At 65.6% G+C, this 7,399-nt stretch carries 9 protein-coding genes; 5 read left to right on the forward strand and 4 right to left on the reverse strand.

Annotation, left to right across the window (positions count from 1 at the left end):
* The 3 genes from GJ629_RS12825 to GJ629_RS12835 all read right to left on the reverse strand — a co-directional run.
* The coding region (locus GJ629_RS12825) for a VOC family protein (protein ID WP_157513402.1) at positions 1 to 738 on the reverse strand (738 nt) is incomplete at its 3' end.
* Positions 739 to 779: 41 nt separating this feature from the next.
* The gene (locus tag GJ629_RS12830; RefSeq protein WP_157513403.1) at positions 780 to 1,223 is read right to left on the reverse strand and encodes a TIGR04206 family protein; all 444 of its coding nucleotides are present in this window, start codon (positions 1,221 to 1,223) and stop codon (positions 780 to 782) included.
* Complete coding sequence (locus GJ629_RS12835; protein ID WP_157513404.1) at positions 1,223 to 2,335, reverse strand: GTP-binding protein; 1,113 nt, start codon at positions 2,333 to 2,335, stop codon at positions 1,223 to 1,225. Before GJ629_RS12835 ends, GJ629_RS12830 begins: the two co-directional genes overlap by 1 nt.
* A gap of 190 nt (positions 2,336 to 2,525) precedes the next feature.
* Here GJ629_RS12835 and GJ629_RS12840 point away from each other — a divergent pair, with 190 nt between their 5' ends.
* Together GJ629_RS12840 and GJ629_RS12845 are read left to right on the forward strand one after the other, a co-directional pair.
* Positions 2,526 to 2,726 (forward strand): hypothetical protein, encoded by a 201-nt coding sequence (locus tag GJ629_RS12840; RefSeq protein ID WP_157513405.1) that lies wholly within the window; start codon positions 2,526 to 2,528, stop codon positions 2,724 to 2,726.
* A 49-nt stretch (positions 2,727 to 2,775) separates the two neighbouring features.
* The gene (locus tag GJ629_RS12845; protein WP_157513406.1) at positions 2,776 to 3,264 is read left to right on the forward strand and encodes a 50S ribosomal protein L11; all 489 of its coding nucleotides are present in this window, start codon (positions 2,776 to 2,778) and stop codon (positions 3,262 to 3,264) included.
* A 128-nt stretch (positions 3,265 to 3,392) separates the two neighbouring features.
* Here the strand turns inward: GJ629_RS12845 and GJ629_RS12850 are convergent, their stop codons facing one another.
* Positions 3,393 to 5,045, reverse strand: coding sequence for an ATP-binding protein (locus GJ629_RS12850; RefSeq protein WP_157513407.1), 1,653 nt, complete (start codon positions 5,043 to 5,045; stop codon positions 3,393 to 3,395).
* Positions 5,046 to 5,325: 280 nt separating this feature from the next.
* Between GJ629_RS12850 and GJ629_RS12855 the strand changes: the two genes are divergently transcribed.
* The 3 genes from GJ629_RS12855 to rpl12p all read left to right on the forward strand — a co-directional run.
* Positions 5,326 to 5,964, forward strand: a complete 639-nt coding sequence (locus GJ629_RS12855; protein WP_157513408.1) for a 50S ribosomal protein L1 — start codon at positions 5,326 to 5,328, stop codon at positions 5,962 to 5,964.
* Positions 5,965 to 7,017 carry a 50S ribosomal protein L10 gene (locus GJ629_RS12860; protein ID WP_157513409.1) on the forward strand — a complete coding sequence of 351 codons (1,053 nt, stop codon included), beginning with the start codon at positions 5,965 to 5,967 and terminating at the stop codon, positions 7,015 to 7,017.
* 18 nt (positions 7,018 to 7,035) lie between these two features.
* Positions 7,036 to 7,399 (forward strand): 50S ribosomal protein P1 (gene rpl12p, locus GJ629_RS12865; protein WP_157513410.1); only part of this gene is annotated, 364 nt, incomplete at its 3' end.

A 7,399-nucleotide genomic window follows, 5' to 3' on the forward strand; every position in this document is an offset into this window, starting at 1 on the left:
GTGGCCGTCGGGGTCTTTGGTGAACGCGTAGTTGTAGTCACAGTCCTCGGGGTCGCGGTAGTCCTCGGCGTGGCGGGTCATCAGCATCTCCCAGTATTCCTCTAACTCGGCGTCGTCGGCGCGGACGGCGACGTGACCCCACGCGTCGCCGAAGTCGTAGGACCGGCCGTCGTGGTTGTACGTCAGTTCCATCGACATCGCCTCCTCGGGGGCGTCCTGAGGCTTGAGGAAGTACAGCGAGAAACTGTCGTGTTCGCTGCGGCGGAACATCTCGTAGTCGAGTTTCCGGGTGTACCAGCCGATGGACTCGTCGACGTTCTCGACGCGGATCATCGTGTGGTCGATCGAGAACGGCGCGCCGTGGTCGCGCTCGACGATCTCGATCTCGTGGCCGTCCGGGTCCCGGACGAAGGCGTACTGCCCGCCACAGGAGTCCGGGTCGCGGTAGTCCTCGACGCCCTCGTCCATCAGTTGCTCGTAGGCGTCGTAGACGTCGTCGGTCCGGACGGCGATGTGACCCCACGCGTCGCCGAAGTCGTAGCTGCGGCCGTCGTGGTTGTACGTCAACTCGAGGACTGCGCCGTCCTCGTGCATATTCTCGGGTCCGAGGAAGGCCAGCGTGAACGAGGAGTGTTCGCTCTTGCGTTTGAGTTCCCAATCGAGGTGTGTCGTGTACCAGTCGATCGATTCCTCGAGGTCCTCGACGCGGACCATCGTGTGGTCGAGAATACCGTCCATATCCGAAACGTGAAGCGGCGGATCGAAAAGGCTACCGGACGCTACCGCCCGCCGAGGACCGACTCCCGAACGAGCGGCCAGTAGAACCACCAGAGAACGACGGCGGCCGCGATGGTCGCGACGGGAACCACGGTGTACCCCGGCCGGGACGCGAACCCGCGCGCGAACACCGCCTGACTGACCGCGAAGAGCGCGAGCAGTCCGGCCGTCACGCGCGGGTCCTCGATGTCGAAGACGGCGAGAGCGGCCGCGCCCAGCGCCGCGAGATACATCAGGAGGCCCAGCGGCCACGCGAGGAGATACTCGGGGAGACCGCCCGTGAACACGAACACGTAGTCGTATATCGTCACGAGGTTCCGCGGCGGCGCGAGGTTGACGAACCCGACAGAGAGAAACGCCGTCCACGCGCCGGGCGCGCCCACGAGGTTCCACGGGAGGACACCGAGGGAGAGAACGGCCAGCAGGCGTCGCTTCGGGGCGTCCATCAGCGGTCGACCAGAATCCTGAGGACGTCCTCGTCGGCGAGTTCGTGGTCGCGGCCGACCTGCTGTTCGTCGTGTTGGGCGCTCGGACCCGTGACGCGGGCGAATCGGAACCGCTCCTCGAAGCGCCCGCCCAGTTTCTCACAGGCGTCGCCGACGGTGTCGCCCTCGAACAGCATCAGCGGTTCGTCCCTGTCGACGCCGCGACCGGGCTTGTCCATATAGATGCGCATCAGGCCGAGTTCGTCGTAGATGCGCTCTTTGAGCACGTCCAACCCTCTCTCCTCGTGGGCGCTGATGAAGATGGCTTCCTCCGGGTCGATGTCGTGGGCCCGGAGGTTCTCGTCGACGGTCTCCTTGTACTCTGGCTCGATGAGGTCGGCTTTGTTGACCGTCACGATGGAGGGGAGGTACTCGCGGTTGTCCTGGATGCCGTCGATGAGTTGGTCGATGTCGACCTGATCGCCGATGGTCACGTCCGCGTTGACGTAGCCGTGTTCCCGCAGCACGTTCTTGATGGTGTCTCTGTCCAGATCCAAGTCGACCGAGGCGTTGACGCTGATACCGTCTTTGTGTTTCTTCCGGACGGAGACTCGCGGTGGCTCGGCGTCGAGACGGACCTTGTTGGCGTACAACTCCTCGTACAGGCGCTCGTACTGGTCGATCTCGAACACCGAGAGGACGAACACGACGAGGTCTGCGGTGCGGACGACCGAGAGGACCTCCTGCCCGCCGCCGCGACCACTCGCGGCCCCCTCGATCAGGCCGGGCACGTCCAGCATCTGGATGTTCGCGCCGCGGTACTGGAGCATCCCCGGGTTGACGTTGAGCGTCGTGAACTCGTACTCGCCGACCTCGCTGTCGGCGTTGGTCATCGCGTTGATCAGCGTCGACTTGCCGACGCTGGGAAAGCCCACCAAGGCGACCGTCGCGTCGCCGTGTTTCTCGACGGCGTACCCCGGGCCGCCGCCGGAACCGGACTGTTGTGCTTCGAGTTTCTCCTTTTTCTCCGCGAGTTTGGCCTTCAATCGGCCGATGTGCGCCTCCGTGGACTTGTTGTAGGGCGTCTCGGCGATCTCTTGTTCGATGTCCTCGATCTCCTCTTCGAGCCCCATTGTCCTCTACTGGGCTATCGCTGGTCAAAAGGGCTTCCGTCCGGAGCCACCGGCGGCCGAATCTATTCCGTCGAAGTATTCGAGAAACAAAGTTCTGTGCGTGACAATAGCGGTTTTGCGGTTCGCTCGGAGTTCGACGGCGGCAGCGTAGTTCGACACACTAATACACGGGGCGAGCAGACGTTCGAGTATGCAAGACGTGGCCACGCTCCGGGACAGCACGCAGATCCTGTTGCCGCCGGAGACGCTCGAGGGGCTTCGTGAGGACCTCACCGACCGGTACACGCTCACGATCAGCGAGGAGGGGCCACGGGTTCGGATCATCGGCAGTCCGGTGGAGATCAAGGCCGCCAGCGCGTACCTCTCGCGCAACGGCGTCTCCATCGCGTAGGTCGGACGGGAAAAGCAATTCTTAAACCCGCCCCGACGGAGTGTGAGGTATGGCTGGCACTATCGAAGTTCTCGTTCCCGGCGGCCAGGCCAACCCTGGCCCGCCGCTCGGTCCGGAGCTCGGACCGACGCCGGTAGACGTTCAGGCAGTCGTACAGGAGATCAACGACCAGACAGCGGCCTTCGACGGCACCGAAGTCCCCGTCACCGTCGACTACGACGACGACGGCAGCTTCGAGATAGAGGTCGGCGTCCCGCCGACGGCCGAACTCGTCAAGGACGAGGCCGGCTTCGAGACCGGGTCGGGCGAACCCCACGAGGAGTTCGTCGCCGACCTGACCGTCGATCAGGTCCGACAGATCGCAGAGCAGAAGCTCCCGGACCTGCTGGCCTACGACCTCAAGGGCGCGGCAAAGGAGGTCGTCGGCACCTGCACGAGTCTCGGCGTGACCATCGAGGGGGAGAACCCCCGCGAGTTCAAGGCCAAGATCGACGCCGGCGAATACGACGACGTGTTTGCGGAGGAGGCCGCGGCGTAAGCCGCGGTCGACGACGGAAACGCTCGAAACCGAACGCAGTGAGTTTCGGCGTGTTCGCCGAAGAAGCGGCCGCGTAGGCCCCACTCGTCGACAACTCGTTTTTCGCTACTCTCGTCCGAAAGCGGCGGCTACGCCTCCGGCGGTGCGGCGGGCACCCGGACGGTGACCGTCGTCCCGCGTTCGATACCGCTGTGGGCCTCGACCGTCCCGCCGAGTCGATGGACCAGCCAGTTGACCAGCCACACGCCGAGACCGCTGCCGTGTTCGACGGGCGTCTCCTCCAGTTCGTCGGTCAACAGCGCCTCCTCGACCATCGGGATGCCGGGACCGTTGTCGGTCACGTCGACGACGACTTCGCCGTGGTCGCCGAGCGAGCCCTCGCGGTCGACGCGCGCGGACACGGCGACGGTCCGCTCGTCCGCCGGCCGGTCGTTGTGGACGATGGCGTTGTGGATCAACTCCTCGACGACGATGGGGAGGACGGTCGTATCGAGGGCCATCGCGCGCTCGGGGAGGTCCGTCTGGAGGGTACACTCGGGGAACTCCGCCCGGAGGGTCTCGACGCGCGTCTCGATTATCGCCGTCACGTCGGTCGGTTCCGGTTCGCGCTCGCCGTCGCTGAGCAGGTCCTCGTAGAACGCCCGGGCGTGCTCGCTGGTGTCGATCAGTCGGCGAGCGGTCGCGTGTATCTTCTCGACGTTCTCGGTGACTGATTCTGACGCCTCCTCGTTGGCGAGGATGCTCTCGGCGTGGGCGGTGACGACGTTCATATCGTTGCGGAGGTTGTGTCTGAGGACGCGGTTGAGGACCTGTAGCTGGGACTCGCGGCGCTGGAGCGTGTCGCTCAGGCCGTTGTAGCGGTCGCTGATCGTCCGCCACTCGTCGGTCACCGAGAGGTCGAGCGTCCGGCCGTATGAGCCGCGTTCGAGGTCGTCCAGTCCCTCGACCAGCGAGTCGAGTTGGGATATCGTCGTCCGGGAGACCCAGACGCCGACGACGGCGACGGAGAGCAGGGCGACCAGCACGGCCCCGAACTGCAACAGCGTCGCTGTCTGGAGCCGGCGGGTCAACTGAGCGCGACTCCCGTGGACGGTGACCGTCCACCCCGTCGACTCGACGGTCGCCGTCTCCGTCAGCGCCGCCTCGGGCGAGGGCGTGCCCGGTTCGGTGTACAGCGTCGTGTCGTTGGTCGTGACGACGACGCGGTTGCTCGACCGGCTCAAGCCGGCGACGCCGTCGAACAGCGTCGTCCGGTCGAGGTGGAGCGAGCCGGTCAGGACGCCGACGACGGCCCCGTTCTCACGGATGGGAGCGCTGATCGCCACGATGGTCCGACCGGTGTCCGCATCGACTGGGTCGCTGACGTAGGTCGTGCCGTTCCGGGCTGCCCTGACGTACTGGCGGTCGCTGTAGTTCCGGCCGACGACGTCCGCCCGTCCAGTCGTCGCGGGGGATTCGATGGCGACCATCGTCCCGTTGCGGTGGACGACCGACGCCCCGTCGAACACCGACTGGTCGACGAACGACGACAGCGCGGTCCGCTGTGCGGGCGTCCCGTGGGCCCCGACCGCCTCGTTGCGCGTCCACAGTTCGACGAGGTCTGACTTGCCCTCGACGCTCGAGTCGATGTCCGTCGCGACGACACTCGCGGCCGTCGACACCTGCTGGCGCTCCTGTTCGACGACGTCGTCCTTGTGCAGCGAGAACCCGAAGTAGATGGTCCCCGACAGCACTACGGCGATGAGCAACAGAAGCGCGACGAGCGTCGTCCGGAGACGCATTCGAGTGCCAGTGCATACCAATCAGACCACATTAAGTCTACCCCTCACACGGAGAGATACGCCCCGCTCGGCCTCCGTTCACGGGTCACATTCGTTCCCCGTTCACACGTTCGAGGCCGTTCGCTAGCGCTCACGGCCTCCGCTGCTCGCGGGTCGTGCCTCCCCGCTCGGCCTCCGTTCGACGGGTTTAAATAGCGCATCGGCGTGTAGCCGGGTGAGACAGGCAGACGCCTGTTTCACTGACCCGTAGAAGCCGTATGGCGTACTACGGAGGTGAACAATGGCAGATCAGGAAATAGAGAACGCAGTATCTCGCGCACTCGAGGACGCACCCGACCGGAACTTCCGGGAGACAGTGGACCTCGCGATCAACTTGCGCGACCTCAACCTCAACGACCCATCGAATCGTATCGACGAGAGCGTCGTCCTGCCGGAGGGGACCGGCCAGGAGACGTCTATCGTCGTCTTCGCCGAAGGTGAGACCGCGCTCCGTGCCGAGGACGCAGCCGACGACGTCCTCAGCGGAGACGAACTCGCCGACCTCGGAGACGACGACGACGCGGCCAAGGACCTCGCCGAGGAGACCGACTTCTTCATCGCCGAAGAGGCGCTGATGCAGGACATCGGTCGCTACCTCGGGACCATCCTCGGTCCGCGTGGCAAGATGCCCGAACCGCTCTCCCCGGACGACGACGTCGTCGAGACCGTCAACCGGATGAAAAACACGGTGCAGGTTCGCAGTGGTGATCGCCGGACGTTCCACACCCGCGTGGGTGCGGAAGACATGTCCGCCGACGACATCGCCAGCAACATCGACGTCATCATGCGCCGACTCCACGCCGACCTGGAGAAGGGGCCGCTGAACATCGACACCGTGTACGTGAAAACGACCATGGGTCCGGCCGTGGAGGTGGCCTAAATGAGCGCCGAATCCGAGCGCAAGACCGAGACCATCCCGCAGTGGAAACGCGAGGAAATCGACGCGCTGATAGAGACGCTGAAGCAGTACGACAGCGTCGGCGTCGTCGACCTGACTGGCATCCCGAGCCAACAGCTCCAGGACATGCGCCGGGACCTGTACGGGACCGCCGAACTCCGCGTCAGCCGCAACACCCTCCTCGAGCGCGCGCTCGAAGAGGTCGACAGCGGCTTCGAGCAACTGACTGGCTACATCTCGGGCCACGTCGGCCTCATCGGGACCAACGACAACCCCTTCGGGCTGTACAAACAGCTCGAAGCCTCGAAGACGTCGGCCCCGATCAACGCCGGCGAAATCGCGCCGAACGACATCGTCATCCCCGAGGGTGACACGGGGGTCGACCCCGGACCGTTCGTCGGCGAACTCCAGGCCGTCGGTGCCAACGCCCGCATCCAAGAGGGCTCGATTCAGGTTATGGAGGACAGCACTGTCCTCGAAGCCGGCGAGGAAGTGTCGGCCGACCTCTCGAACGTCCTCTCGGAGATGGGCATCGAGCCGAAGGAAGTCGGCCTCGACCTGCGCGCCGTCTACGCCGACGGCGTGCTGTTCGAGCCCGAGGACCTCGAACTCGACGCCGAGCAGTACCAGAGCGACGTGGAGACGGCCGTCGCGCGAGCGCGCAACCTCGCGATCAACTCCGTCTTCCCGACCGCACAGACCCTGCCGGCGGTGCTGGGCAAGGCCAGCGGCGAGGCCAAGAGCCTCGGTATCGAGGCGGCCATCGAGGACGAGTCCGTTATGCCGGACCTCCTCTCGAAGGCGGACGGCCAAGTCCGCGCACTGGCCGCACAGGTCGACGATCAGGAGGCCCTCCCCGAGGAGCTCCGTGACCTCGACGCGCCCGCAGACGAATCGAGCGACGACCAGACCGAGAGCGACGACGGCGACGACGAAGCCGAGGAGTCAGCCGACGACGCGGCCGAGGACGAATCGGCCGACGACGACGGCGACGACGATGGCGACGCCGGCGACGCGCTCGGAGAGATGTTCTAACGACACAAGGTGACAACAATGGAATACGTTTACGCAGCACTCATCCTGAACGAATCGGACACAGAGATCAACGAAGAGAATCTGACCGGCGTCCTCGAGGCCGCCGGCGTCGACGTCGAGGAGTCCCGAGTGAAGGCGCTCATCGCCGCACTCGAGGACGTCGACATCGACGAGGCCGTCGACCAGGCTGCGGCCGTCCCCGCCACCGGTGGCGCGGCGACGACCGACGCCGAGCCGGCCGACGACGGTGACGACGACGAGGCCGAGGAAGCCGAGGAGTCCGCCGACGACGGCGGCGACGACGGCGACCACCGCGAGCAACGCGACGGACGAACTTGGCGGCGTTGTGCCGCCGGATGGGTCCCGGGACCAGCCGACTGCA

It is taken from the genome of Halapricum sp. CBA1109, assembly GCF_009741825.1.
GTDB lineage: Archaea > Halobacteriota > Halobacteria > Halobacteriales > Haloarculaceae > Halapricum.